Annotated in this window: 20 protein-coding genes; all 20 read right to left on the reverse strand. The window is 42.8% G+C overall.

Annotation, left to right across the window (positions count from 1 at the left end):
* Window positions 1-15: 15 nt before the first annotated feature.
* The 20 genes from Q5O24_08635 to Q5O24_08730 all read right to left on the reverse strand — a co-directional run bounded on the left by Q5O24_08635 (window position 16) and on the right by Q5O24_08730 (window position 26,063).
* Entirely contained in the window at window positions 16-1,251 is a 1,236-nt protein-coding gene (locus Q5O24_08635; protein WKY49235.1) for a DUF1972 domain-containing protein, read from the reverse strand.
* A gap of 50 nt (window positions 1,252-1,301) precedes the next feature.
* Entirely contained in the window at window positions 1,302-2,552 is a 1,251-nt protein-coding gene (locus Q5O24_08640; protein ID WKY46451.1) for a nucleotide sugar dehydrogenase, read from the reverse strand.
* Window positions 2,553-2,815: 263 nt separating this feature from the next.
* The gene (locus tag Q5O24_08645; protein ID WKY46452.1) at window positions 2,816-4,231 is read right to left on the reverse strand and encodes a sugar transferase; all 1,416 of its coding nucleotides are present in this window, start codon (window positions 4,229-4,231) and stop codon (window positions 2,816-2,818) included.
* Between the two features lie 141 nt (window positions 4,232-4,372).
* Window positions 4,373-5,392, reverse strand: a complete 1,020-nt coding sequence (locus Q5O24_08650) for an LCP family protein (GenBank protein ID WKY46453.1) — start codon at window positions 5,390-5,392, stop codon at window positions 4,373-4,375.
* A 13-nt stretch (window positions 5,393-5,405) separates the two neighbouring features.
* Window positions 5,406-6,176 carry a hypothetical protein gene (locus Q5O24_08655; protein WKY46454.1) on the reverse strand — a complete coding sequence of 257 codons (771 nt, stop codon included), beginning with the start codon at window positions 6,174-6,176 and terminating at the stop codon, window positions 5,406-5,408.
* Window positions 6,166-6,864, reverse strand: a complete 699-nt coding sequence (locus Q5O24_08660) for a CpsB/CapC family capsule biosynthesis tyrosine phosphatase (protein WKY46455.1) — start codon at window positions 6,862-6,864, stop codon at window positions 6,166-6,168. The genes Q5O24_08655 and Q5O24_08660 overlap by 11 nt, the downstream gene beginning before the upstream one ends.
* Window positions 6,865-6,868: 4 nt before the next feature.
* Window positions 6,869-7,666: a CpsD/CapB family tyrosine-protein kinase gene (locus Q5O24_08665; GenBank protein WKY46456.1), complete on the reverse strand. Its 798-nt coding sequence runs from the start codon at window positions 7,664-7,666 to the stop codon at window positions 6,869-6,871.
* 21 nt (window positions 7,667-7,687) lie between these two features.
* Window positions 7,688-8,437 carry a Wzz/FepE/Etk N-terminal domain-containing protein gene (locus Q5O24_08670; GenBank protein ID WKY46457.1) on the reverse strand — a complete coding sequence of 250 codons (750 nt, stop codon included), beginning with the start codon at window positions 8,435-8,437 and terminating at the stop codon, window positions 7,688-7,690.
* Window positions 8,438-8,964: 527 nt separating this feature from the next.
* Entirely contained in the window at window positions 8,965-9,264 is a 300-nt protein-coding gene (locus Q5O24_08675; protein ID WKY46458.1) for an STAS domain-containing protein, read from the reverse strand.
* Window positions 9,265-9,381: 117 nt separating this feature from the next.
* Window positions 9,382-10,011: a precorrin-8X methylmutase gene (locus Q5O24_08680; protein ID WKY46459.1), complete on the reverse strand. Its 630-nt coding sequence runs from the start codon at window positions 10,009-10,011 to the stop codon at window positions 9,382-9,384.
* 9 nt (window positions 10,012-10,020) lie between these two features.
* Window positions 10,021-13,326, reverse strand: coding sequence for a cobaltochelatase subunit CobN (locus Q5O24_08685; protein ID WKY46460.1), 3,306 nt, complete (start codon window positions 13,324-13,326; stop codon window positions 10,021-10,023).
* The gene (locus tag Q5O24_08690; GenBank protein WKY46461.1) at window positions 13,316-15,292 is read right to left on the reverse strand and encodes a magnesium chelatase subunit D family protein; all 1,977 of its coding nucleotides are present in this window, start codon (window positions 15,290-15,292) and stop codon (window positions 13,316-13,318) included. Before Q5O24_08690 ends, Q5O24_08685 begins: the two co-directional genes overlap by 11 nt.
* Window positions 15,279-16,334 carry an ATP-binding protein gene (locus Q5O24_08695; protein WKY46462.1) on the reverse strand — a complete coding sequence of 352 codons (1,056 nt, stop codon included), beginning with the start codon at window positions 16,332-16,334 and terminating at the stop codon, window positions 15,279-15,281. Before Q5O24_08695 ends, Q5O24_08690 begins: the two co-directional genes overlap by 14 nt.
* A 14-nt stretch (window positions 16,335-16,348) precedes the next feature.
* Complete coding sequence (locus Q5O24_08700) at window positions 16,349-17,083, reverse strand: ABC transporter permease (GenBank protein ID WKY46463.1); 735 nt, start codon at window positions 17,081-17,083, stop codon at window positions 16,349-16,351.
* Window positions 17,083-17,922, reverse strand: coding sequence for an ABC transporter ATP-binding protein (locus Q5O24_08705; protein WKY46464.1), 840 nt, complete (start codon window positions 17,920-17,922; stop codon window positions 17,083-17,085). The genes Q5O24_08700 and Q5O24_08705 overlap by 1 nt, the downstream gene beginning before the upstream one ends.
* Window positions 17,915-19,021, reverse strand: coding sequence for a radical SAM protein (locus tag Q5O24_08710; GenBank protein ID WKY46465.1), 1,107 nt, complete (start codon window positions 19,019-19,021; stop codon window positions 17,915-17,917). The genes Q5O24_08705 and Q5O24_08710 overlap by 8 nt, the downstream gene beginning before the upstream one ends.
* Entirely contained in the window at window positions 18,939-22,685 is a 3,747-nt protein-coding gene (cobN, locus tag Q5O24_08715) for a cobaltochelatase subunit CobN (GenBank protein WKY46466.1), read from the reverse strand. The genes Q5O24_08710 and cobN overlap by 83 nt, the downstream gene beginning before the upstream one ends.
* A complete protein-coding gene (locus Q5O24_08720; GenBank protein WKY46467.1) occupies window positions 22,673-23,782 on the reverse strand; it encodes an adenosylcobinamide amidohydrolase in 1,110 nt (369 codons plus the stop codon). Before Q5O24_08720 ends, cobN begins: the two co-directional genes overlap by 13 nt.
* A gap of 20 nt (window positions 23,783-23,802) precedes the next feature.
* On the reverse strand, window positions 23,803-25,038 hold the full coding sequence (locus tag Q5O24_08725) for an ATP-binding cassette domain-containing protein (GenBank protein ID WKY46468.1): 1,236 nt from the start codon (window positions 25,036-25,038) through the stop codon (window positions 23,803-23,805).
* A complete protein-coding gene (locus Q5O24_08730) occupies window positions 25,035-26,063 on the reverse strand; it encodes an iron ABC transporter permease (GenBank protein WKY46469.1) in 1,029 nt (342 codons plus the stop codon). The genes Q5O24_08725 and Q5O24_08730 overlap by 4 nt, the downstream gene beginning before the upstream one ends.
* Window position 26,064 lies beyond the last annotated feature (1 nt).

The raw sequence follows: 26,064 nt of genomic DNA on the forward strand, positions 1-26,064 counted from the left end.
CACCTAATTCAAAGATTAAGATATTTTAAATAATTTTTCATATTTATCTACTATATATTCCCAACTATACTCTTTGGTAACCCTAGCTTTTGCCTGACCGGCAATATTTTTTATCCTTGAAACATTAAACATATCCGCCTTTTCTATCAAACTTGATAAGCATCCATTTTTTTTACACCAATAGAGTGCTCCACTTTGGGCAACTTCTCGATTAAATCCAACATCTAGCAATAAATTTAAATCCGTACTGCCTAACGCCTCAAGTAGTGAAGGATTTGTTCCGCCAACCTCATGTCCATGAAAATAACCATATGCATTTTCTCTTATTTTCATCAATAATTCTTGGTCATAAACTGTGCCAACAAATTTTATTCTATTATCGCTTTTAAAGTGCAACCTTTTTTCCAATTGTTCTAAAAATTTAATATTAGCATTAGTAATAATTGCAAAATCTTTTTTAGTTTTGGACTTCATAAACTCACTTATCATAATTTCATAGTTATTCTCAGGGACAAATCTACCTACAACAAGATAATAATTCTTTGGTGCCAATCCATTTTGCTTGTACCAATTATTTAAGTTTTGATCATCGTCTGATAATATACTTTTTCGTGTTTCTGCACCATAAGCTATAAATATCGTATTAGGATTACGACATTTAATTCCCTTACCGTCATAACAATCATGGATATACTTCTCAATATTAATAGAGTCACAGATTACAAGGTCACTGTATTTCACCATCATCTGTTCAGATATCTTCCAATATTTTCTTATCGGTGCAGACCACTTTGCCCTCATCCATTCGTGTCCATCAGGATTTAGATAGACTTTGCCACCCAATTTATGTATCTTATGATAATAATGTGAAGCAAATGGACCAATACGACAAGCCATTATATATACTATTGGATATTTGATATTATTTTCTTTTATATATTTGCAGCAGTTACTTAATGCTGCTACATCATAGTAAATTGCCACCGCAGAGCCAATATTAGGAATTTTTATTTTAAAACAACGAGCATTATGGTAGGAAAATTCATTATCAGAAATCCTTGTCACACCGTCAATCTTTGTTTCATCCATTGCACCGTCACCATTAGCTTTACAAGCAACATGATATTTGATGTTTTTGTTATTTTGATGATATTCTGTTAATTTGTTAATAAATGTTTCATAACCGCCATATGCACCTAAGCTTTTTGCCCCTACCAAAAATACATGTTGTACATCCTGTTCATGCAGCAAATTCAATTTTCACCTCGCCCTCCAATTTATCTTCTTTTACACACGGGATCTCAATCTCTCCTGAAAATATCCCTTGTATAAACCATTTCCTCTACATCCATAATCTCAGAATCATACCTATTTGCAACAATCGCATCCGATCCACGCTTAAATTTCTCAATATCATTTACTACTAAACTTCCAAAGAAAGTTTCACCGTCTTGCAGTGATGGCTCATAAATAATTACGGTTGCTCCTTTTGCCCTGATTCTCTTCATAACCCCCTGTACAGAACTCTGCCTAAAATTATCACTGCTACTCTTCATTGTAAGCCGATATACACCAATGGTAATAGGTCTTTCTTTCTCGGCATTCCAAATACTATTACCTGAATAAGAATAGTATCCGGCTTTCTTGAGAACTTGATCCGCAATAAAATCTTTTCTGGTTCGGTTACTTTCTACAATCGCCCCAATCAGGTTTTCTGGTATATCTTCATAATTTGCCAGCAACTGTTTGGTGTCTTTCGGCAAACAATAACCACCATAACCAAAAGAAGGATTATTATAATGGGTGCCTATCCTATCGTCTAAACACACTCCATTAATAATATTGCTGGTATCCAGCCCTTTCATTTCGGCATAGGTATCCAGCTCATTAAAATAGCTCACACGCAAGGCCAGGTAAGTATTGGCAAATAGTTTTACGGCTTCTGCTTCGGTAAAATCCATAAATAAGGTTTCAATATCTTCTTTTATGGCCCCTTCCTGTAATAGACCTGCAAAAGTATGAGCTTCTTTTAGAAGTCTTTCATCATTCATATCAGTCCCAACAATAATTCGGCTAGGGTATAAATTGTCATAAAGGGCTTTACTCTCTCTAAGAAACTCTGGGCTAAACAGAATATTTTGTGAACCCGTCTTTTCCCTAATAGATCTTGTATAACCTACCGGAATGGTACTTTTTATAACCATAATTGCATCTGGGTTATATTGCATTACCAAATCTATAACAGCTTCTACTGCAGAAGTATCGAAAAAATTCATGTCTGGATCATAATTTGTCGGAGCGGCAATCACTACAAAGTCCGCATTTGTATATGCTTCTTCTGCATCAAGAGTTGCCGTCAACTTAAGTTCCTTTTCTGCTAAATACTTTTCAACGTACTCATCCTGAATTGGAGATTTTCTGTTATTTATCAGATTAATTTTTTCTTCAATAATATCAACGGCCACCACTTCGTGATATTGAGAAAGCAGTATCGCTATTGATAAACCAACATAGCCTGTACCGGCAACAGCAATTTTAAAATCCTTCTTCATAATTCTAAAGATCTCCTCAACGTAACTCTTATAACCGAAACCAAACACAAAAAATCCGCTACATATTCCTACATAGCGGATTTCCCCCTCTTCAAAAGCCTTAAAAAGCCTTTCTTATCATCGTTTTTCCAACGATAATCAACCAATCCTATAAATAATCCTTCACACTATGTAACTGCGTCTCCCTCACTACTTAATAATGCTGTAACAAGAGAACTATTCAATTGTCTAAATCATTTGTTACATACAAAACTCATTCCCTATTAAACTGCACCAGACTTATTAAAGACTACCATCACTGTTTTAAAAAGGATCTTAACGTCAGAAGTAAGATTCCAGTCGCTGATATAGCGGGCATCCAATTTTACAATATCTTCAAAATCGGTAATGTCACTGCGGCCGGAAATCTGCCAGAGGCCGGTAATGCCCGGCTTCATAGCCAGTCGTGATTTATGATGGTAGTCATATTCGTTAAATTCATCCTGGGTTGGCGGTCTGGTTCCCACTAGGGACATATCCCCTTTTAACACATTCCACATCTGAGGGAACTCGTCAATCGAGGTGGCCCGAATAAAATGACCAATCCCCTTAATAATGCGCGGGTCGTTATCCATTTTAAACATCAGGCCATTCATCTTGTTCTGGGCCATCAGTTCGGCTTTTCGCTTTTCCGCATCCATATACATGGACCGGAATTTATAAATTTTAAACTGCCGTCCGTTCATCCCTATCCTGGTCTGGGCGAAAAAGATTGGGCCCGGGCTTTTAATATAAATAATCGGTGCAACAAAGACAAACAGGATGCCGGTAATAAACAAGCCCACCAGGCTGCCGCAGATATCAATAACCCGTTTAATGAAAAGCTTGCGGGCGCTGACCACATTCATCCCACCGGTGACTACTTTATAATTGCCGACGCCTTCAACCACTTCTTTAATCGGGTATTTATTGTGTTTTTCACCCAGGACAAAGTGAACCACCGCCCCCATAGAGACACAGGTATCTTCTATGTCCGAAATAAAGTCGTTAAAACCATTGGCACAGATAAAGACTTCGTCGATAACGTTTTCCTTAATATAGGCAAAGGCCTCTTCCTTGGTTGCCAGGTTTTCGAAATGGCAGTCCTCCACCGGTTCATCATCCAGCAGAAAGACCTTTTCGAATTCGTAATGGACGCATTCATTATTTTTAATGAAATTGCTGACATCCTCAAGCTGGTCCAGTTTGTCACTGTAAGTAAAGACCACCACCTTATTGATCTGACATTTGCTTGCCGAATGTCTTTTACAGTAGGCCTTGGCAAAATTTCTGAAGGCAAAAGTCATCATGACGGTTAAAACATACATTAAACCAATATACAAACGGGAATAGTCGCTGGAGGTCTTAATCAGAAAGGTGATAAAGATGGTCAGCACATAAACCGTCGATACCTGAAAAACAACCGATGCGGCCTCGTCGTAATAACCGCGGCAATAAATGTTTTTGTAGGACTGGTTAAACAGAATAAAAATAAAGAAACTTAAAGACATAATCAGGGCCAGCTGCAGATAGGAATTGTAATTTCTTGCAGTAATGATTCCCGCAATAAAGGGCAGCAGAAACGCAAACTGCATACAAATAAAATCGATAATTGTAAACTGATAATGCTTTAACCAGTCATCTTCGTAGATCTTATACATTTGGTTCCTCACTTCCAAAACTTATTAATTTACAGACAATCCAACTCACTTTAAATAGGTCATACCATCTACGTCATACAAATATTTTTACTGCAGGCTTTGCTGCCCACAATTCCCACTTGCCGGCCGATTTAATTATGTTTATTGTTCTTCTGCCACCTCATAAAAGAGATCCACCGTTAGCTGGTTAAGACTTGCCTTGTCCGGGTAAAACTCGATATAGTCGTCACTCCCCTGTTTGGTTTCCCCGCTCAGGCTATAGACTTGGGCCTCCGGATAGGACTGAATATAATTCTGGAACTCGCCAATCTTTACATAGTCACAATTGGTGACCAGGTAGTCATCAATGGCGCCAAAGGCGTTGGCTAAAAAGCTGTTGTTGCCCGTTGAGCTGGCTTTTAAATTATGATAAAAGCCATTGATATAGAGTTCCTGCCTGCCGATACGGGCAAGGTTTGAATTATCGGAAACATACCAGCGCTGACGCACAAACTTCAGTGCCTGGTCTCCCATCAAAGTCACTGTCGTATCTTCGGTGAAGGTCGGGTCAATCACTGTCATGTCATCTGTCAGGGTTACCGTTACTCCGCCGACCATATCATTTAGAATCGGGATGGCATCCATTTTCATAATCGCATAATTATCGATGGTGATCCCGCCCAGCAGGCTTTCCACGGCGTTAACTGTATTTTCGGCACTGTCTTTTAATCCGGTGCCGTAGGTATGGGAAAGGGCAATCTGTTCGTAGAGGGTTCCGGCACTTCTGCCGCCCAGCCCCAGAACCGGGACATCGGTCATGGTATCTCGATTGACTACCAGGATTTTGCAGGTGTTTTCCTCTGTGTTGTAGGCAATCAGAGAGATAAAGTCAATCTGTTCATCATTCTTGTAGGATCCGCTTTCCACCGCATCACCAAACTTATCGACCCCGCCCAAAAGAACTGTATACACATCCGGGTCGGGGAGATATTTCACCCCGTCGATGGTTATGGCTTTCAGCTCATCATAATCTGTAAGTGTCTGCCCGGCATAGGCGATCTCCTCTTCATGCCCCAGGTAGGAAATCCCCAGATAAGCAGTAACCAGAATAACAGCGCTGAGTACTAAAATTATGATGATGCGAAAAATAATGTTACTGCTAATACTATGTCTTATTCTCATGGTATCAGATCAATTAAGAGGTCTTTTTCATTTTTGTAATGACTAAGGCTGCGACAACAATTATGACACCAGCACCTGCCAAAATTGGAATCATCATAGAATTGCTGGTTGTTGCTTCGGCGGTTTCAGCTTCTACTGCCGATGCGGTTTCCACACTGGCTGATAAAAAGGCCACCGGGCATAAGTGAGGGAAGGTAACGGTTACGCTGCCATCTGCATTGACGACTACATCATCCGAGGATACAAAATCCCATCCGCCGGTTTCGGCATTGTAGACAATGACAACAATCACATCGCCTTCGTTATAGCCAGCATCGAAGGTCATTTGCACATCATAACCCTGGTCAAAGGTTGCGGCTCTTAAGGCATCACTGATACTAACATCGATAATATCTCTGACGGCAAAGTCGCTGTCGGAATAATCCGGATAGGAAGCAGCGATAAAATCGGTCAGATTGGTATAAAATTCAGAACCAGTATTTAGGAGCTGGTCTCTGGCGGCTATATAATTTTCCAGAGCCTCACCGGTTAGTGTGGCTTCAAAATCCGAGTCAGTGGTAATGGTAACAGCACCATCAGCGGCTGGAATATAGTGGGTTACCCCATCTGCATCCACATAAGAAGCAATGGCTAATGTGCCGTCCGGTGCGGTAAAAGTGGTCAGTGTCGGACCATCCGTTCCAGCAACACTTGGTGCTATGGTGGCAAAGACATGGCTGCTTAGTAACAGGGTAATAACTGTTGTTGCCAGTAATATAAGTTTCCAGTTTTTCTTACTTTTCATAATTTCTTCCTTCCCTTAAATAGTTTGTTTGTTTATCTAAAAAAGTCTCTACACTTTGGGTCCCAAGTTTATCTATCATGGTCTGATAGGCTTCTTGTATATTTGGCGGCCGGGTGGTCAGATTGTGACAATCCGAGCCGATAAAATCTATATAATCTTTCTTCATAAGCTTCAGTGCCTTTCTTTGGGTCTTCCAGTCTATAAAATAGTCTACACTGACCTGAATTAAAAAGTTATTACAGACATAATCAATATTGTCTGTTCCCTTTTGGCACTTGATATACCGTTCGATATGGGCTAAAACCAGTTTAAGATTTGTTTTGTTTTCAACATGATGCAAGTCCTCAACCATTCGCTCTGTCCATACCGTTACTGGCATTTCCACCAAGAGTAAGTTTGTTTCTTCTATTCTTAGTTTTTCTATCTCTTCTGAATTTCCCATGCCATCGTAATAAGCGACTTCGGCACCAATTAAAAGATTGTCGTAGGTTTTACCCAATGCTTCAACAGAAGCATTTCTTCTTTCCAAAAATCGATCCGGCTGATCCTGCCAGGGATAGAAATGCGGTGTTGCAACAAGAATTTCAACCCCCTGTTCAAATGACTGCCTGATCATTTCATTCGATTCTTCACTATTGTGGCTGCCATCATCCATTCCTGGTAAGACGTGTGAATGAAAATCGATCATAATATCACCCGTTGGTCAGCGAAGAACTTGTGTGGGCGTATTTTGAATTGCTGTAATCGGAATAGCTGTAATTATCGCTATATTTTTTATAGTAACCCGATCTGACCTGGGTATAACTATTGAAGATAAAACCAAGAATTTTGGTATTGGAAAATTTAAGCTGTCTGATGGTTTCAGACAGGGACTTCTGATCGCTCCGGTCCTGTCTGACCACCACCACCATACCATCGATAAATTTGGAGGCAATCACTGCATCCGCCACCACCGTAACCGGCGGCAAATCGATGATGATATAGTCATAGGCCATGGAACAGGCGTCCAGAAATTCCTTCATTTTCTTAGAATCCAGCAGTTCTGCCGGGTTTGGTGGAATGCTCCCCGCCGGGGCCAGATCCAGTTTTACATCTTCCGATGCATCAATTGAATTGAGAATATCTCTAACTGGTATGTCATGGCCAACCAGCAGGTCGGTTAGGCCTATTTTGTAGGACTTGCCCAGTTTTGAGGTAACCGTCGGCTTTCTGAAATCCGCTTCGATAATTAACACCTTTTTATTGTTGGCCGCGATGGAATAGGCCAGGTTAATGGAAGTCAGGCTTTTTCCCTCGCCGGTAATGGCGCTGGTAACGCCAATGACCTTGCACATTTTATCGTTGGCAAAAGAGAATTCCAGGTTGGTTCGTAACCGTTTATAAGCTTCTGTGGCCTGAAAGTTCAGGCTGTTACCAATTTTCTGCTGCTCGCTTTTTTTATTGCGCTCCGAGCGTTTGCTTGATGACTTTTTCTTTTTAAAACCAAACATACTCTCCTCCATTCTCTTTCTTTACTGTTTGTAATTGCTGTAATAGTTATTATTGCTGTCGTCCCGATCCATATCCGGGATAATGGCCAAAAGCGGGATATCGGTGTAATTGGTGACCAGATAATCTTCCTCCCTGATGGTGGTATCGCTAAGTTCAATAATGATAATCAGGCCGGCGCTCAAAACGAAACCAACCAGTGCGCCCATTAAAGTGTATTTAAATAAGTTGGGGCTGCTTTTAGCGGCTGGAACCACCGCGTAATCGACGATTCTGGCCGAGCTGCCTTCCACAATGCTGGAAATTCGCTCCGGCAGATCTTCTGCTATGGTATTGGCAATCAGTTCCGCCCGGTAGGGGTCGGTGTCGGTGACCAGGATTTCGAAAACTTCGGTGGAATCCACCGATGCTGCGGTAATCATTTCCACCAGTTCATCATAGGTCAGATCCAGCTGGGCATCGGCGATCACTTCGTTTAACATCTGTCGGGACTTTAAAATAACCATATAGGTATCGACTAAGCTTTTGGAAGCGGTAATATCGGTGCTGGAGATACTCAGTGCCGAGGTATCAAATGACAGGCCATTATTGTTGACATACATCTGGGCGCTGGATTCATATAAGGGGTCGACATAGAGATAGGTATAGGCCAATGCGCCGCCGCCAAAGATAAAAGAAACGAGGACCAGCAGCCAGGCTTTGTGCCAGAGGGCCTTTATCAGTTTTAGTAAGTCAATTTCCAGTTCATCATTTTGTTCAGTGTTATTCGTCATGGGCTCTCCTCATTGTTTGCTTTTAAGAAATTAAAACTTAATAATTGGAAGCGAAACTCGAAATATGTGTATTTTTCTTTATTTTACGATATTTCGCCGATTTGATATTGAATAAATTGTGAAGCTGTAAATAAATACTTAAAATAATTAGGTATTCTGTTTATTCTATCATGGCCGTTTACTGTATACAACGTGTGACAAAAAGTGTGACAAGATAAATTTTTGCTTTTTTTAGCAAATTTCTACTTTCTCATTTTTAGTTGTTGATTTTTTTTGCCATTCAAATATTTTGCGATATTATTGCGTTATAGGCATATTTATATATAAAAAAGCAATGTTCGCCCCTCTAGGAGCAACCATTGCTAACTTGTTTTCAATATTTTCCTGTGGATTGTATTTTCGTTAAATTTTATAAATTACTTATTTATATAGTTGCATTTATTGTAGCACTATTCTTTTGCGCTGACAATATGTGACAAAAAGTGTGGCAGTAACAATTTTGTAAAAAAAAGACATCCGAAGATGTCTTATGAGATGGTCAATACGTCTGAAAACCCGGTCATATCAAAAATTTCCATAACAGTGTCGCAAACCTCTTTAACTTCCAGCTTTCCGCTGATGGCGTTAACCTTTTTCTGAATCATCAGAATCACCCGCAGGCCGGCACTGGAAATATAGTCCATATCTTTTAGATTCAATTCGACGTTCTTGGCCTCATCCAAAACACCGTTAAATGCCGCTTCCAGCTCCGGGGCAGTGGTGGTATCCAAACGACCAACCAGGGCAATCACCATTTTGTCATCCGATAAATTCTTGTTAATCTCCATTTTAGTGCTCCTTTTATTTATATTCATATTTTTAGCTCAATCGTAAACGTTATTAGTATACCATGAATTGTGCATAAAAAAAAGGAAGGGGAAATAAATTCCGGCTTTACTTTATTCTTACCACTCTCTATGAATCTGATACATCATGGCATTTAAGATAGTTGCCACCACCGGGCTGCCGCCTTTTCGGCCATTGATGCGAATACTTGGCGTATCAATCTGATCCAGTGCTTCCTTGGAATCAGCCGCTCCGACAAAGCCGATGGGAGCCCCAATAATTAGGTCCGATTTAGCCTTACCCGCTTTGATGTTTTCTATCAGGGTAAACAGGGCTGTTGGCGCATTGCCGATGGCGTAGATACCGATCGAATCATCTTTAAAAGCTTTTTCCATGGCCACCGTTGATCGGGTAACACCCCGTTCTTTGGCTTCTTCTGCCACATCCAGATCATGGCTGTAATTGACAATTTCGATCCCATTGTCTGCCAGAGCTTTTTTATTGACACCGGACTGTATCATTCGGGTATCGGCATAGATTTTTTTACCAGCACGCAGAGCACCCATACCCGATTCATAACCGCCATTTAGAAACTCCAACAAATCGGCATATTCAAAATCAGCCGTCGTATGTATAATACGTTTTACAATCGGATCGATTTCCGCTGGAAAGCTTTTATCTCCCAGCTCTTCGGTAATAATTTCAAAACTTCTTTCTTCAATTCCTCGTGGATCATTCATGTACTGCATAACTTCCTCCTAAAAGATGTGATTTATTGTATTAAATTTTTCATCCCAGGTCTCAACCTGATCATGATTAATAACCTCTATTTCGCTGCCCTGATAGTCCCCATCAGCGGATTCCATCAGCTCTTCCATATCGCCTTGAATGTCTAAATAAACCTTTTTGAGGATTTCAAATGTTTCTTCCTCCGGCTCCCATTTTTTGCGCTCCTTGAGCTCCATAAAACGGCGGGTCATTTCTTCCAAGGCAAACTGATTGTCTTCTTTCAGCCAGTTAAGCGTGTCCGGATCATCCAGATAAACTTTTACCAACTTGTCGATTTTTATATCTTTGATGGTTTCAGTCATGCATTTCCAGTCGAAAATCGTCTGGACTTTACACATGATTTCCGAACCACCCAGCTCACTTTTATTCTTGACGGCTTCGTTCCAGAGCGGATTAAACATAGTCTGATCCATCATTTGATCGATGGCTTCTTCCATAGAATTGATATTTCCCTGTTGCTTATAATCGGTCGTTCCATGATAGTAATTTAAGTCTTCCATTTTGAAGGCCCGTTTCACCTCATTAAAGCCACCCATGACTGATGCCGAAAAACTGGACGAAAGCAGGTCATACCGTTTGCTGACTGATGTTTCATAGGCGATATCAGCTGATTTCACATTGGCGACAAATTCTTCATAAAAGCTTTCGCCAAACAGGCCTTCCCCATAGGCATAACCGGAAAACAAGGTAAATATTTTTGCCAGCTCGCTCTCATCTTCCCAGGCACTGGCTTGGAGTGCCAGATCGACACCTGAACCGTAAGCCCCTGGCTTATCGCCAAAAATCCGAACAGTCGACCTCCGCCTAATCTGATCTTCGGTTAATCCCATTTCTCTGAGACTTTCTGCCATGAGCCGGCTGTTTTTCCTGACAAAGTTTAACTTATCCGGTTCATCCACTTCAGCTGCCATTCTTACCGCCTGATCCATCATGGACACTAGTTCCGGATAGGAATCCCGAAGCACTCCTGAAATCCGCACAATCACATCCAGCCTTGGCCGATTTAATTCTTCCGGCGGGATGATTTCTATATCCATAACGATTCCACTCTCGTTCCATACCGGCCGGACGCCTAAAATATTTAAAACCTGTGACAGTTCTTCCCCATTTGTTTTTGAAATATCCGTTGAAATCATATTGAGCGCCACTTTTTCAGGAATTTGGCCAAAGTCGTTAATATGCCGCCTAACAAGTTGATCCGCCAAATCCGCTCCGATGCCATAGGCTTCTTTTGTCGGCACTTTTTGTGTATCCATCAGATAGATATTTCGGCCTGTCGGCAATACGTTAAGCAGTCCGTCTTTGGGCATTCCGGATAGTCCTGGCTCAAGGTAGCCGCCATTAAGAGCAACCATTAGGCCATCGAGTTCATTTTCAACGCCTTTAAAACTGTCTGCACATTTTTCAATTTCTTCAGCCAGTTTTCTTTCTTCCTTTTCAGAATTAAAGGGCAGCTCTTTTGGCAACGGTTCTTTCTCAAGCACGGCTTCTATGAATTTTAACAATCCGGCATGAAAATCATACTCATTTTTAATTCCCTGTTTCAGTTCAAAAACGACTGGCGAGTTACCCTCAAGGGATTCTTTTATAAAAGCTATTTGCTCGGAAACTTCTGGAATTTGGGCAAATACATGGAGTTTCTCTTCTGATCCGCAATTGATTGACTGAACCAGACGATTACCGAGGGCCTTTAAGCCTTCAAGAAAATTTTCCTCATCCTGGATCACTTTCTCATATTCCGGATGACCGTCTATCATTTCCATGATCCGAAGGCCGATTAATTCCACCTGATTGCTTTCAGCTGTGACAGCTTCCAAATACTGGCCAATCACCTTGACCAGTTCGATTCGCTCCGGATCTTTTATCATGGTTGATGGCAGATAGTCAATGATTTTGGCATAGGACCGTCTCTTGGCCCCTGCCCCTTCAACTCCCACTGCCATATTGTAGCAGTAGAAATGATTGAGGGCTCCGACTACCGTATTAGGCCAGCAGTCAGGACCCGGAGCATTGGTTTTACCGGGCAGGTGTTCCAGACTTCCGCCCGTACCAACATGAACAAGGGCCGCCACTTTCTCAATATGTTCCAGGTAGCGGTAGGTGGCCAAATACTGGTGGGGTGGCGGACAGGACGGATCGTGGAGAATTTTACAGACTTCGCCCGTACATTTGGGACCATAACAGCCCCTTTTGGGTTGAATCATCACTGTTATATTGCCAAATCGCAATCCGGTAATAACCATTTCACCATCTACGACCATGCCCTCACCCGGCGGCGGGCCCCAGAATTTTTCCATTTCAGCCTGCTGGTTTTGGGTCAGTTCATTATAAAACTGATCATAGCCTCCCTGACCTGTTAAACCCATCCGGAAAAGATCGCCACCATGTTTAACAATCTCTTCAACCGTTGTCCAGCGAAAATCCTGGTAGGCTTTTTTCTCCATCAAAAGACTCTTTAAAGCCTTACCGTTTTCCGGCAGATTTTCAACCACATAGCCGTCTTCTTTAAGCCGCTCTAAAATCTTCACAACGCTTTCAAAAACGTTTAACCCAACACCAATGCCCAGTGTCGCTTCGACACCAGCACAGGGGGCAGAGTGAAGCATCAAAGACACTTTTTTATCCTTATTTTTAAGTCCCTGAATTAAGAGGACGCTTTTCACCCGTTCTACCAGGGTATCGATCTGTTCATCAATCGGAATCGAGACCAGTTCCTGGCCTCTTTTTTCTTTTGTTCCAATCAGCACAGGCTCAACCATCCCCAACCGTTCAGGACTTGTAAAGGCCCATGATATTTCAGAAAACAAACCGCTTATGCTGTTTTCCCATTCCTTCTGGGTTTGGAGATGACTGATAATTGGTCTTAAAACCGGAATTCGCATCTGCTTAAAGCTCTCAACACCTTGCGTAAATAGATCATCCCCTAAATCCCGGCCGGTTGCGGCAATCATCTGAAAATTAATCAGGGCATCAATCGCAAGCTGACCGCATTTTGAATAACAGTCGGCTACAAGCTGTGTAAATGTCCGAATACCAGACTCCGGTTCGGAAGACGAAGTCGAAAAAACAGGAACGACCCCAATCCCCTGTTTTTCAAAGCATCGAATTAAAGCAGTTTCTACCCTGATATTTCGCCGATGGAAGTTTTGAGCATGGGTTAAAATCCCTACATAATGACTGAAATCCTTTTTATACCAGGCAAGATAAAGCTCAAGACTGGAAAAAGTCACCTTACTATCCGGATGAAAAATGCCATCACTTTTCTTATCTTGCATTTGCCCCTCCACTTGCCAGCATCGAAGACCGGGACATTTCTCTGACCGCATCGGCCAGCAGATCCGATTCCAGCTCTTCAATCCGGTAATACTGTGCGCCCATATTGGCGGCCAGGTCTTTAGCTAATCCCAGTTTAATGAAATCTGATTCCGTATCGACTACGATCGTCTGAATGCCTTCAAAAGCAATTTTTGTTCCGATATTAACCGCTTCTTTAAAAGGATCCTGACCCGGCGTACCCACGTTGGTCCGGCCATCGGAAACGACGACCATAATGGGCAGGACATCTTCATTTTTTCGGGTCTCATTTTTAATCAGTTCATAGCCTTTTACCAGGCCGTCTGCCAGCGGTGTCTTACCACCCGTAGGCAGGTTCTGCAGTGATTTTTGGGCCAGATCAACACTTCTAGTCACATTAAGGAGCACCTCTGCCTCTTGCTTTCTAAAGGCTACCAGTCCTACCCGGTCACGCTTCTGATAGGCATCGGTTAAAAGTGAAACGATCGCCCCCTTAACCGTTGACATCCGTTTTTTAGCCCCCATTGACCCAGAGGCATCGACAACAAATACAATCGTCGAACCAGAGCGTTTTTCACGAACCTTTTCTCTTATATCCTCACTTTTAATGCAAAGTGCTAATCCATTTTTTTCTCTTTTATTCTGAAAAGGCGCCGCCTCCCTGAGGGTTGCGTCAAAAGCCAGGTCTGTCAGCTCATTTTGTTTGGTTCGGCTTTTGATATACTGACCCTTCTTAAGATCCGTATGGGTTTTGATTCGTTTTCCCTCACCTTTGCGTTTTTTGCGGTCATTAACTTTAATGTTAAGGTTCTTAACCGCAAAGACCCGGCCAATTTCATCCACCTGATCCAGAATGTCGCTTAAATCTGGCATTTGTTCAGGGTTATTCTCTTTTGGTTCTTCGTCATTTTTATCCTCATTATCCTCTTCTTGATCTTCCTGACTTTCATCCGGCTGGTCTTGAGAATTTTCTGGTGGTGGTTCATTTTCATCATCCGGCTGGTTCTCGTCCGAACTTTCGTCTTCCTGGTCTTGAGGCTGGTCCTGTTCTTCCTGGTCCTCAGGCTCAGTCTCGTTCTGAGGTGAAGGGGGTGGCTCCGGTTTTTCCCGTTTACGGTGGGGCAGGGCCAGTTCAGCCGCCGTTTTGACATCATTAATGTTGATGTTTTCCCGGCCATCCCATGCGGCCAGGGCCCGGGCTGTTTCAAACATTACCAGTTCACCCCGGTGTCCGGCACAATTGACCGCGTTTACGATTTCGATGATCATTTTTAGAATCGGCTCTGTCGCCTTTACTTTGGCAAGACGGCCTTTAGCTGCCTCAATTTCCAGTGCCAGATTTTTAGTATCCTCCTGACTTTTTTCAATGAAGTCGCGCGGATTCTGTTCAAACAAAAGCCGCCGTCTGACAATTTCTTTACGCTCCATCAGATGACTAGAGCCAGATACTTCTACATAAATCCCAAAGCGGTCCAGCAACTGCGACCTTAAAAAGCCTTCCTCCGGATTCATGCTGCCAACTAAAGTAAAATGTGCCGGATGGGTCATCGAAATGCCTTCTCTCTCCACCCGGTTAATGCCCGACGATGAGGCTTCCAGAATTGAGTTGACGATATGTTCATTTAAAAGATTGACTTCATCGATATAAAGAATTTCCCCGTCGGCTTTTTTAAGGATTCCGGGCTCAAAAACCCGCTTCCCACCTGAAACAGTTTTTTCGATAGAAATAGAACCCACTACCCGGTCCTCGGTCGCATTAAGCGGCAAATCAACCACTTGAGTCCGGGATAATTCTCCCAGACCTCTGACCAAGGTGGATTTGGCCGTTCCTTTTTCACCGGATAAAAGGACTCCACCAATTTGGGGATTAATCAGATTTAGAATCAGCGCCTGTTTGACCGTTTCCTGACCGATGACCGCTGAAAAGGGATAACTACAGTAGGCCATATTGTTGACTTCCGACCGTATTTACAATTTCCTGAACTCTGCTTAAATCAAAAGAGCCATCTTCAAACGGCGTTCGCCGCATCCGGTGTGGTAAAACAAGTTCAGCCGCTTCCATCATATCCTGAGCCGTCACTTCGGTCGCTCCTCTAAAGGCGGCAATGGTCATCGCTGTCTTAATCATGGAAATATCCGCCCGATGGCCGTCAACCCCCAGTTCAATAGAGATATTAACGGCAATTTCCAGCATCTCATCAGAGTAATGGACCTGGTTTAACAGTTTCTTGGCTTTTCGAATTTTTTCTTTTAAAGCTTCCTGATCGTTTTTAAAACTTTCGGCAAAAGCCTCTTTATCTAATTCGTATTGAAGACGATTTTTGATAACTTTCATTCTCAATTCCGGGTCTGACTCACCAACCACATCGACAACCATGCCGAAACGGTCTAAAAGCTGAGGTCGCAGGTCTCCCTCTTCCGGATTCATAGTCCCAACCAGAATAAAACGGGCCGGATGACAATAGGAAACACCTTCACGTTCAATGGTGTTAATCCCCATAGCCGCTGAATCCAAAAGGACATCGACAATGTGGTCATCCAACAGATTAACTTCGTCCACATATAAAATATTTCTGTTTGCCTGAGCCAGAATTCCCGGTTCAAATTTCTTTTCCCCTTCTTTAATGGCATGTTCGATATCAAGGGTTCCGACCACCCGGTCTTCGGTCGCAGAAACCGGCAGATCAATCACTCTCATCGAACCAAAGCTTTCCACCAGGCTTTGGCCCCGATTTACTTTATCAAAACAATCCTGACACATCATCGCCGGCTCCCGCGGATCACACCCAAAAGAACATCCTTCGACCTGACTTCTTGAAGGCAGAAGTTCTGCCAGGGCCCGGACCGCCGTTGATTTTGCCGTTCCTTTTTCTCCGCGGATCAGAACACCACCCAATAAAGGATTGATGACATTGAGAATCAATGCCTTCTTCATGGTTTCCTGGCCAACGATTCCCGAAAACGGATATGATATTTGCTGATTTTTCATTTTTTTCCTCTTTTCTACTCAGTCTTCTTACAGACTTTTGCACCGATAATAAACAGAACAACAAAATAAGCCAACAATACCCCGACATGAAGCAGCTTCTGATTAAAGCTTTCCCCGACGGTTCTCATTGCCAGGTTTGTATGGGTCAGCGGTAAAATATAAATAAATCCGCGCAGAATGGTTGGCATCCGATCAATGGGAAAGAAAGTCCCGCATAAGAAAGACATGGGTGTAATGACAAAGCTGGTGAATTTAGACATATCCGCATGGGATTTAACCAAAAGTCCCATCAGAAAACCCAGGGCCGAGAATGTAAAGCAGTTTAACAGGGCCACAAACAAAAAGTAAGGTGTAATAACCAGGTCTGATGTGAAAACCGAAACCATAATCATAATTAATGATGCCGAATAGACACCGTAAAAGACCCCGCCGATAATTTTCCCAACCGCATAAACGGTCATATTAATCGGTGAAATCATATAGGCTTCAAAGGTCTTATAGAAGATCCTCGAGATATTAATAGTATTAGCCGTATTGTTAAAAGACATCATCATGGTGTTCATAGCGATAATCCCGGGGATCACATAGGCCATATAAGACATCCCGTCAACTTCCATGCCGTCACCCAGTCCCCAACCAAAGGCAATTAAATAAAGGAGTGGTGAAATCAAAGCAGAGGTCGTTGTCGCAAAGAATTTTCTCTTGAAAACAACGCTTTCCTGCCACAATATTCCGTATAATCCCTGCATTATGATTCCACCCTTCTGTTTGTAAATTTAAGAAATACGTCTTCCAGATTGGAAGAACGAATCCGCACGTCCCTTTCAATATCTTTTGCATAGTTGGCCGCCTGATCACGGTTATCGAAAAAGACTTCCTGAGTTGTTCCATTTTCAAAATACTCAACAACGACCTTACCGACTTCGTCGATCAGGTTGGCCGGTGTATCAATCTGAATCATTTTCCCCTTATTAATCAGGCCGACCCGATCACACAAAACTTCTGCTTCCTCAATATAATGAGTCGTTAATAATACCGTCAGGCCATCATTTTTAAGGTTCTTCAGCAGGTCCCACATTTTTCGTCTGGCACCGGCATCCAGGCCAACGGTCGGCTCATCCAATAAAAGGAGCTTGGGCTTATGCATCAAGGCTCTGGCAATCATCAGTTTTCGTTTCATCCCGCCGGAATAGGTTTTTGCCAGCGAATCCCGTCGGTCAGAAAGCTCGATAAAAGAAAGCAGCTCTTCAATCCGCTTATGTCTTTCTTCTTTTTTTAGACCATATAAAATACCAATGACTTCCAGATTTTCCCAGGCCGACATCTCCGGCTCCAAATTATTCATCTGGGGGACTACCCCTATTTTTGCTTTGACAGAGGTCAGGTTTCTGTCCACGCTGTCTCCATCCACCTCGATATCGCCGGAATCCTTTGTGGTGATCGTTGAGATCATTCGGACTGTTGTAGTTTTTCCAGCCCCGTTGGGTCCCAGAAAACCAAAGAACTCTCCGTCTTTAATTTCCAGATTTAAATGGTCCACTGCTGTCAGTTTTCCAAATGTTTTTGTTAAATCAACCAGTTTAAGCATGCTTCTCCTCTTCTTCCTTAATTATTTCAAATGCTGCTTTTCTTAGCGAACAGTCCTCAATACTGTCGGGCTTCTCACCTCCATTTATTATGCTTCTGGCCGGACATGACCCGGCACAGTAGTCTTCATATTGGCAGGCCTGACAACGCTGTGGTAAATCAGGCTTTAGTTTAACGATCCGGTAGGTCTCAGGCTGATACAGATTCCCCATATAATAGCTTTTATTGTTAATCAGTGTCCCGCAGGGATACATCTCCCCATCGGGAAGAACCACCAGGGCCTGACCCAGGGATGCATAACAGTAATCCTTCTGGCTGCAGGCAGTTTTTAATCGTCTCCTGGCATCCTCAACTTCTCGGATAACAATCCTTTTTCCGGTTAGGGACTCCAGGTCTTTTGACCGCTTGTAGGCCAGCCGCAAATATTTTCTCAAATTCTGACAAGATGCCTTTTTTAGATTATTTTCCTTAACCCGCCTGGTCTCCCGCAGAAGATCAAGCCCGATACCGGCTACATTGCCCAGATAAAAGGCCATATCCACCAAATCCGGCAAGGTTTTAATAGTTTCATCGCTGATGACCGCATTCAAATTAACCTTTACGCCCTGACCACCGAGTTCTTTAACCCCTTTAACAACGCTAGCCGTTTTACCCCGCATTTTTTCATTAACCGCCGGCGGGCCGTCCAGGCTGATGCCCAGTCGAACCCCCATTTTTTTTAAGGTGGTTGCCATTTTTTCATCGATTAATGAGCCATTGGTCTGAATTTGTATTTTAGTCTTAAGACTATTCTCTTTGACAAGCGCATTAATTTCCTCAACCAGTTTAAAATTTAGCAGCGGCTCCCCTCCGGCTAACTGAAGTTTAAAAGGTCCACTCGGCAGCGATAGAGCTTTTTTTGCCGTCTCCAGATTCATATAATCCTTTTTCTTGCTGGCATCTGCATAGCAATACCTGCAGCCTAAATTACAGTCATCCGTTATCCACAAGACAAGATATGAGATATCTTTAAAAATTTCACACTTCACCGTATTCTTCAATATCCCCTTCAATCTCCATATAAATGGCTTTGAGTTTATCCAAAGTTTCTTCTTTTGCATCCCACATTTCTCTTTGGGCGGCTTCTAAAAGTCTTTCGGTCATGGCGTGAATGGCCCAGGGGTTAACTGAGTTAATCCATTCCCTTCGCTCTTCATTAAAAAGGAAGTTCTCACTGATTTTTTCATACATCCAGTCTTCGACTATATCTGCAGTTGCATCCCAGCCGAAAACAAAATCAACCATTCCGGAAATTTCCTGAGCCCCCTTGTAGCCATGTTCTTTAAGTCCGTCAAACCATTTTGGATTGAGGATACGTGAACGCATAATTTTGGCAGTCTGTTCTTTGGTCGTATTCATCTTAACTCGCAGCGGATCAGAGGTATCCCCACAATAAGACTCAGGTTTTTGACCAGAAGCGGTTCGCACCCCAGCAATCAGACCGCCGTGATAATTGTAGAAATCATCACTTTCCAGCATATCAATCTCCATCGACGATTCATTTTTAACAGTAATCTGTGTTTTGGATAGCCGTCTTTTGAAGGTCTCAACCGCTTTTTTTCCATGAAATTTCTTACCATAAGCATTGCCGCCCCAGAAAGAATAAATTTCTCCCAGGTCGGTATAGGAATCCCAGTTTTTACTGTTAATCAGCTGAGTAACCCCAGCGCCGTAAGTTCCCGGCGGATCGGAGAAAATTCGCATTCCGGCATCTTCCTGGGCGGATTCAATCGATGCGCCATTGGCAATCAGATCTCTTATTTCTTCCTCGAAGTTCATTTTAATAAAATTCTCTTCGTAGGATTCATCCTGACTGGCCGCCATATTGATGGCTTCCTCAACCAGCTCAATCATATTGGGGAAGGTGTCTCTAAATAAGCCGGAAATTCTTAAGGTGACATCCACTCGCGGACGACCCAGTTTCTTAACTGGGATCACTTCCAGTCCGATAACCTTGTCAGAATTCTCCAGCCATTTGGGCCTTATTCCTATCAGATAGAGGATTTGGGCCAGATCATCGCCTGATGTTTTCATCGTTTCACCGCCGTATACAACAATAGCGACGGTTTTAGGAAATTCTCCATTATCTTTCTTATAGCGCTCGATCAGCTGATCGCCCAGCTGTTTTCCCACCTGCCAGGCCGCTCGAGTCGGGATAGCCGAAGGATCGATGGCATAAAAATTTCGACCAGTTGGCAGGATTGAAACCTTGCCTCTAGTCGGTGCGCCAGACCCTCCCGGCGGTACAAACTGACCATTGATGCCTTTAACTAAATTATCCATTTCTTCGGTTGTATGCTTAACTTTTGGTTCAACCGACTCTTCGATAAACTTAAATACCTGTTTGATTGCTTCATTATCGCGACCCATCAGATTATTAGCTTCAATAATTGCTTGGGTCTTATTAAAATCCCACTCAACTTCATAAAAATCATGAATGAGTTTTCGACTCAAGCTCTCCACATCATTCCACTTCATCAGGTTGGTAATGCCGGTGCCATCCACTTTTTCCGGCTTATCTTTCAGGTCTTCATAGTCAAATCCCATCAGATCACAGGTTGCCATAGTCAGTGACGGAACTTTGCCATTTGATAAACGGGTCAGGGCACAGATCATCAGCTCCAGCTTTTCTTCTTTAGGGGCATTGCCAAACATATGTAGGCCATCTTTAATCAGAGTATTTTTAATTTCTTCCACCCAGATATGCAGCTTTTCAATAAATTCCTTAAAATCTGCCTTCATTGATTCTTCATCGATATCCAGATCAAGCAAATAGTTTTCTTTGATTACGATTTCTTGGATTTCCTGCTGTAGGTATGGCAGTTTACCGGTATCCGTCGCCTGAGCCTGATAATACTGTTTTAAAAGATCATCCAGCTCTTCCATTTCTTCGTAAGTGTCACTCAGCGTCAAGGAAGGAATCAGATGGTCAAGAATCACCGCATAAGACCGGCGTTTAGCCTGAATTCCCTCGCCTTCAACCGTGATGCTGTAAGGATAGAGATGGGGAATGCCGGAAATTGCCAGATCCGGGTAGCAGGATTCGGACAAACCAATTTCTTTACCCGGCAGCCATTCCAGGGTTCCGTGGGTCCCGACATGAATGACTACATTGGCCTTAAAACTGTATTTCAACCATTTATAGAATGACAAATAATGGTGGGGCGGAACAATATCCGAGCTGTGATAAACCTCTTCGGCCTTGTCTTCATATCCTCTTGGCGGCTGGAGTCCGATAAAAATATTGCCGTTTAATATTCCCGGAACTGGCAATTTGTCATCGTGCACCATTTTCTCTCCGGGCGGGTTACCCCAATCCCGAATCATTTCTGTACGGTTCTTCCCACTAAAGTTTTCAAACCAGCTGCGATAAGTATCGCCAGTAATAATTTCACATGACCGTTCAATCACCTTTTCGGCCGGTAGCCATCGTTCATCATTGCTGACCGCGTCAATAATCCGGTTAATGATGTCATCGCCGTCTGTAAAATCGTAGTCTGTCTGAATGCCGTCAGCATTAAAGGCCTTGACCATATCATATACTGATTTGGGCGTATCCAAGCCAAAGGCACAACCGATCATATCATTTCGCGGTGGCATGTTATGGAAGAGAATAGCCACTTTCTTATCTTCATTTTTAATATGCGTGAGTTTAGCCCAGCTGATCGCCAGCTCACAAAGTGATTTGACCCGATCGGCTATCGGCAGATGAATCCGCCTGTCACCAATTTCATCCTTTATAAATTTTGTATAGGCAAAAGTGAAAGAAATAATTTGCCCGTCAAATTCCGGATAGTAGACAGAACCGGGAAAGGACATGGCATCGATTCCGCGTAAATTGGTTTCCCAGTCTTCATAGGTCTGATAAGTCGAAAAGCCCTGAATAACCGGCACATCGATGGGTTCAAAAATACTTTTTTCCACCGTTCTTGAGCCATCACCCGGGTCAGACAGAATGCTTAAGGAATAGCCCATGGTATTAATAATGGCATCAACGATTCTCTCACCATTCTGCATCAGGATATTGTCGACGACCCAATGGGCACCTTTGCAGCCAACAGCCGGATTTGGTACGGATGCAGTATACACAGGAAGGGCAAAAGCACCCTGGGCATTCACTTCATCAATTAAGGCATCAACATGGGCCATATTGTTTTCGTGCATATAGCGGCTGTAAACCAGGATTCCAATAACCGGTTTATCGGTTTTTTGGGCTGCTTCAAGCAGGTCCTCCTTGGATTTTTGACCGTCCTTCTGGTAAATTCCCTCCCAGCTGGAATGAACCGCTTCTTCATAATCAATGGCCAGTTTTCCATAGACAGCAGCCAGATAATTGAATAAATTCAGACAATTAGTATCGCTGGGATCCAGAGCATACTGGGCAACTTTGCTGTGCTCCAGGAGCGAAATGTTTGATTTTTTGAGGACCAGCTGATTTTCATCATCACAGCCAGACCAGATGAAAAATCGTTTGTCGCTAAAGGTCTCCATAATCTCAGAAAAACTTCTAAACTGGGTCAGTCCGCCATGGATAAAGATGAAGATGAAATCCGCATCGGCTAAAATTTTATAAGCTTTTTGTCGTTTTTCCTGATCATCATCTGTTTCATACGAATTAAGGAAGTTGACCTGAATATCCGCAGTTTCTTCTCCTAGATTCTTTACTGCCTGTCGCATGGTATAGGAATTGTCCATGGGTGAGAAGATCATCGCTATTCGGTACATAATACCCGCCTCTCAATCCCTGCATTAAGCATCTGGGAAAGATCTTGTATCGATTTCTCAATAAAAGAATCTTTATCTTGACTCCCTGAATAAGAAGCCTCCATCTCTACATCCAGACTTTCAGCCATTTGTTTAAATTGTTTTGAAATTTCATCTTCAATCTCGGCACTGCTTAAGAGTCCCCAGTTTAACTGGTCTAAAAGATGCACATAAAGAACTGATGCGACAACCAGTTCAGGGATTCGATCAATTTTTTCTAAGGCTTCAATATAGTCAGGTTTTATAACCTGTTCTTTCCTGGCAAAAGCTTCCCATAGTTTTTCATGGCTGATCCCAAAACGCTGTGTTCTTCTAATCACACTTTTTTGCAGTTCCGGACATAAACCTGTCTGCAGATACAGGGCTTCTTTAACCGCTGATTTGACGGCTCGACCAATCAGCTCGCCTAGTTTACAGTGCTTGCCGGCGAAATTATAAATATTTTCTGACTCAGCATTGGCAATAACAATCGTCCCGTCAGTTCCCGACCCGGTGGCCAGGCCATTGGAATACTTGCTGCCTTCCATCAATTCCTGGATGGCTGCAGTTTTAGCTTCCGTACAGGTTACCAGGGCTCTAGTCATGGTTTCTGCCGGCAGATTACCGTTAATGTGAAGAATTATATTAATGGTCCCCGGTTTAACTTGCTCATGTTTGCCATTTTTTTCATGCCAGGAAGCGGAATCGCCGACCCGACCACCATTGACTTCAATGCCACCGGTCACAATAGCCGTTACCTCAATTTCATCAAAGCTTTCTGCACGAATGGCCACATTATCCATCGAAGCCGCGGTTGCAATTCCGGCGGTAGTCTCAGGATCCAGACCAATCTCTTTTGTGATGATTTTCATATGCTCATCAATGGTATCGGCTTTCATTGAGCAGGCCATTCCGGCTCCCGGATTGGAGTCATGGTTATAAACGCATCTCAGGTCCTCCTGATAACCCCCATTAATATGAGAAGTTGATAAAACACTGCGTTTTCCCGTAAAAGGTATGACGATGCTTTTCAGATAGCGGTGAACTTTTTCACCAGTTGGTAAGGTATATATTATCAAGCTTTTCTCCTCTTTCACCACTATAACACCGCTCTCATCGGCATAATTTCGGCTTCTTTCTGTTTTTCCATATGAACGTTCTTAATCAGATCACAAGATTTATCGCAGTGGATGACTTTGTGTTTTTTATCCTTAAAGATCTCGTCAATCTCCGTCTGCGACCGATAGGAAATAACGCTCTTCCCGGCTTTAATGGCTGCTTTTAGAAGATCCAAATTTTTCTCATTGATTTTTCTAATCGGAAAACCAGAGTCGATCACCGTCTCAACTGTATCCATCATTTTGAGTGCCGCCCGATAACTAAGTTCACTGATTTCATCAAAAGCTTGTTCACTGCGGATGGTAATTCCCATGGTTCTGGCAATTTCATAATCGATATCGTTTTCGTGGATGACCCCAGTGATCGTTCCAATCTGGTGTTTTGAGAGGGCCCGATAAATCGGGGTTCCGCTTCCATTTCCGCCTACTACAAAGACTGATGGTTTTTGTCTGTTTTCAATTTCAATGGTTCCCAAGAGATTATTAAAGGCCGCGTTTTTAATTCCATACAATTCATTAATCATTTCTTCACTTACCACATCTTCCGGTTCTCCATAACCAAGAATCTTATTATTCTTTACCAGTAAGACCTTGTCACAACTTTTTAAGGCCAGATCAATTTCGTGCAGTGCCAGAATAACCGTGATATTTTTTTCCTTGCTGAGATTCTTTAGAATATCTATTAACTCCAGTCGATGACGAATATCCAGATGGGTTGTCGGTTCATCAAGAACAATGACTTCCGGCTCCTGAACCAGGGCTCGGGCTACCATAACTTTCTGTTTTTCGCCATCGCTTAATTCTTCAAAATAGCGTTCTGACAGATAATCGGCATTAACCCGAATCAAGGCTTCTCGAACCAGGGCATGGTCACTTTCGCTTAAACTGCCAAACCGCCCAGTGTGAGGATATCGCCCCATGGCTGCCACATCGTAAACCTTCATCATACCGGCTGTAAACTTTTTCGTCAGAACAATGGCCATTTCTTTGGCCAGCTCTTTTTTGCGAATCGTTTTAATATCCTGCTGATTGATAAAAACTACCCCTTCAACAGGCTGTAAAAGACCTGATAAAGTTCTTAAAATAGTACTTTTACCAGCTCCGTTGGGCCCAAGAAGACAAAGAACCTGACCTCTAAAGCCACTGATTTCGACTGAATCAACAACCACTTTTTTGCCATAACCAACTTTTAAACCTTCAGTTTTTAAAGCAATCATAAACTGGTCCTCCTTTTCATAATCAAAAATATTACAATCGGCGCGCCGATAAAGGCAGTCACTGCACTAATCGGCAATTCAACCGGCGATACGATCGTTCTTGAAATCAAATCGCAAAATGCTGTTACAATTCCCCCCATCATAATGGAACCCGGTACCAACAAACGGTTATCTGATGATTTGAAAATCAGCCTTGTCAAATGCGGTACCGATAGTCCAATAAAGGAAACTGGTCCGGCAAAAGCAGTCACAACCGAGGTTAGAACACTGGTAATGGCAACCAAAGCAATTCTGAATCCCTTGATATTAACTCCCATACTGATGGCATACTCCTCTCCCATCAAAAAAGCATTGAGTGGCTTAACCAAAAAAAATAGGGACACAAAAATCGGGATTGAAAGAAAAAATAGAATTTTTACACCCGACCAGGTAAAGCCGGAAAAACTTCCCATGGTCCACATGGTAAAACCTTGTAGTTCTTCTGCCGAAGCAAAGGACTGAAGAATCATGGTCACCGCACTGCAAAGATAACCTACCATTAAACCAATAATCAAAAGCGTCACCACATCTTTTACCCGGGTCGCAAAAATCAGGACAATCACCATAACGATAGAAGAACCAATCAATGCTGCAAAAAATACCACCAGAGATGCCGCCGCTCCCATCCCAAAAGTTACTCCTCCCAGAACCACCAGGGCTACACAAAGTGTAGCTCCTGATGAAATCCCGAGGATATAGGGTTCAACAATCGGGTTTTTAAAGAATACCTGCAATAAAATCCCAGATACAGCCAGGGCTGAGCCGCCAAGCCAGGCACCTAAGGTTCTTGGAAAACGAATGTCCCAGACAATATCATGTAAAATCGGGTCATAATCACCTACTCCAAAAACAATTTTAAACAGTTCTCCAAAACCGATTTTTATCGACCCAAAGCTGACACAGATGGCAAATGACAAGACAAAGGCTACTGCCAGTACAGTCATCAGCACGACGGACCGGTAATCCTTTCTTCTAACTGTCTCCATT

The sequence above is a fragment of the Eubacteriaceae bacterium ES3 genome (assembly GCA_030586155.1).
In the GTDB taxonomy this organism is placed as follows: Bacteria; Bacillota; Clostridia; order Eubacteriales; family Eubacteriaceae; genus Acetobacterium.

Coding starts and splice junctions, on each gene's coding strand:
- Q5O24_08685 (WKY46460.1), bottom strand. CDS start 13,326: ATGCAAGATAAGAAAAGTGATGGCATTTTTCATCCGGATAGTAAGGTG.
- cobN (WKY46466.1), bottom strand. CDS start 22,685: ATGTACCGAATAGCGATGATCTTCTCACCCATGGACAATTCCTATACC.
- Q5O24_08690 (WKY46461.1), bottom strand. CDS start 15,292: ATGGCCTACTGTAGTTATCCCTTTTCAGCGGTCATCGGTCAGGAAACG.
- Q5O24_08645 (WKY46452.1), bottom strand. CDS start 4,231: ATGTATAAGATCTACGAAGATGACTGGTTAAAGCATTATCAGTTTACA.
- Q5O24_08650 (WKY46453.1), bottom strand. CDS start 5,392: ATGAGAATAAGACATAGTATTAGCAGTAACATTATTTTTCGCATCATC.
- Q5O24_08710 (WKY46465.1), bottom strand. CDS start 19,021: ATGCAAAAGAAGAAACTTTGGATAAACTCAAAGCCATTTATATGGAGA.
- Q5O24_08705 (WKY46464.1), bottom strand. CDS start 17,922: ATGCTTAAACTGGTTGATTTAACAAAAACATTTGGAAAACTGACAGCA.
- Q5O24_08675 (WKY46458.1), bottom strand. CDS start 9,264: ATGGAGATTAACAAGAATTTATCGGATGACAAAATGGTGATTGCCCTG.
- Q5O24_08695 (WKY46462.1), bottom strand. CDS start 16,334: ATGAAAAATCAGCAAATATCATATCCGTTTTCGGGAATCGTTGGCCAG.
- Q5O24_08680 (WKY46459.1), bottom strand. CDS start 10,011: ATGCAGTACATGAATGATCCACGAGGAATTGAAGAAAGAAGTTTTGAA.
- Q5O24_08660 (WKY46455.1), bottom strand. CDS start 6,864: ATGATCGATTTTCATTCACACGTCTTACCAGGAATGGATGATGGCAGC.
- Q5O24_08670 (WKY46457.1), bottom strand. CDS start 8,437: ATGACGAATAACACTGAACAAAATGATGAACTGGAAATTGACTTACTA.
- Q5O24_08700 (WKY46463.1), bottom strand. CDS start 17,083: ATGCAGGGATTATACGGAATATTGTGGCAGGAAAGCGTTGTTTTCAAG.
- Q5O24_08655 (WKY46454.1), bottom strand. CDS start 6,176: ATGAAAAGTAAGAAAAACTGGAAACTTATATTACTGGCAACAACAGTT.
- Q5O24_08725 (WKY46468.1), bottom strand. CDS start 25,038: ATGATTGCTTTAAAAACTGAAGGTTTAAAAGTTGGTTATGGCAAAAAA.
- Q5O24_08640 (WKY46451.1), bottom strand. CDS start 2,552: ATGAAGAAGGATTTTAAAATTGCTGTTGCCGGTACAGGCTATGTTGGT.
- Q5O24_08665 (WKY46456.1), bottom strand. CDS start 7,666: ATGTTTGGTTTTAAAAAGAAAAAGTCATCAAGCAAACGCTCGGAGCGC.
- Q5O24_08730 (WKY46469.1), bottom strand. CDS start 26,063: ATGGAGACAGTTAGAAGAAAGGATTACCGGTCCGTCGTGCTGATGACT.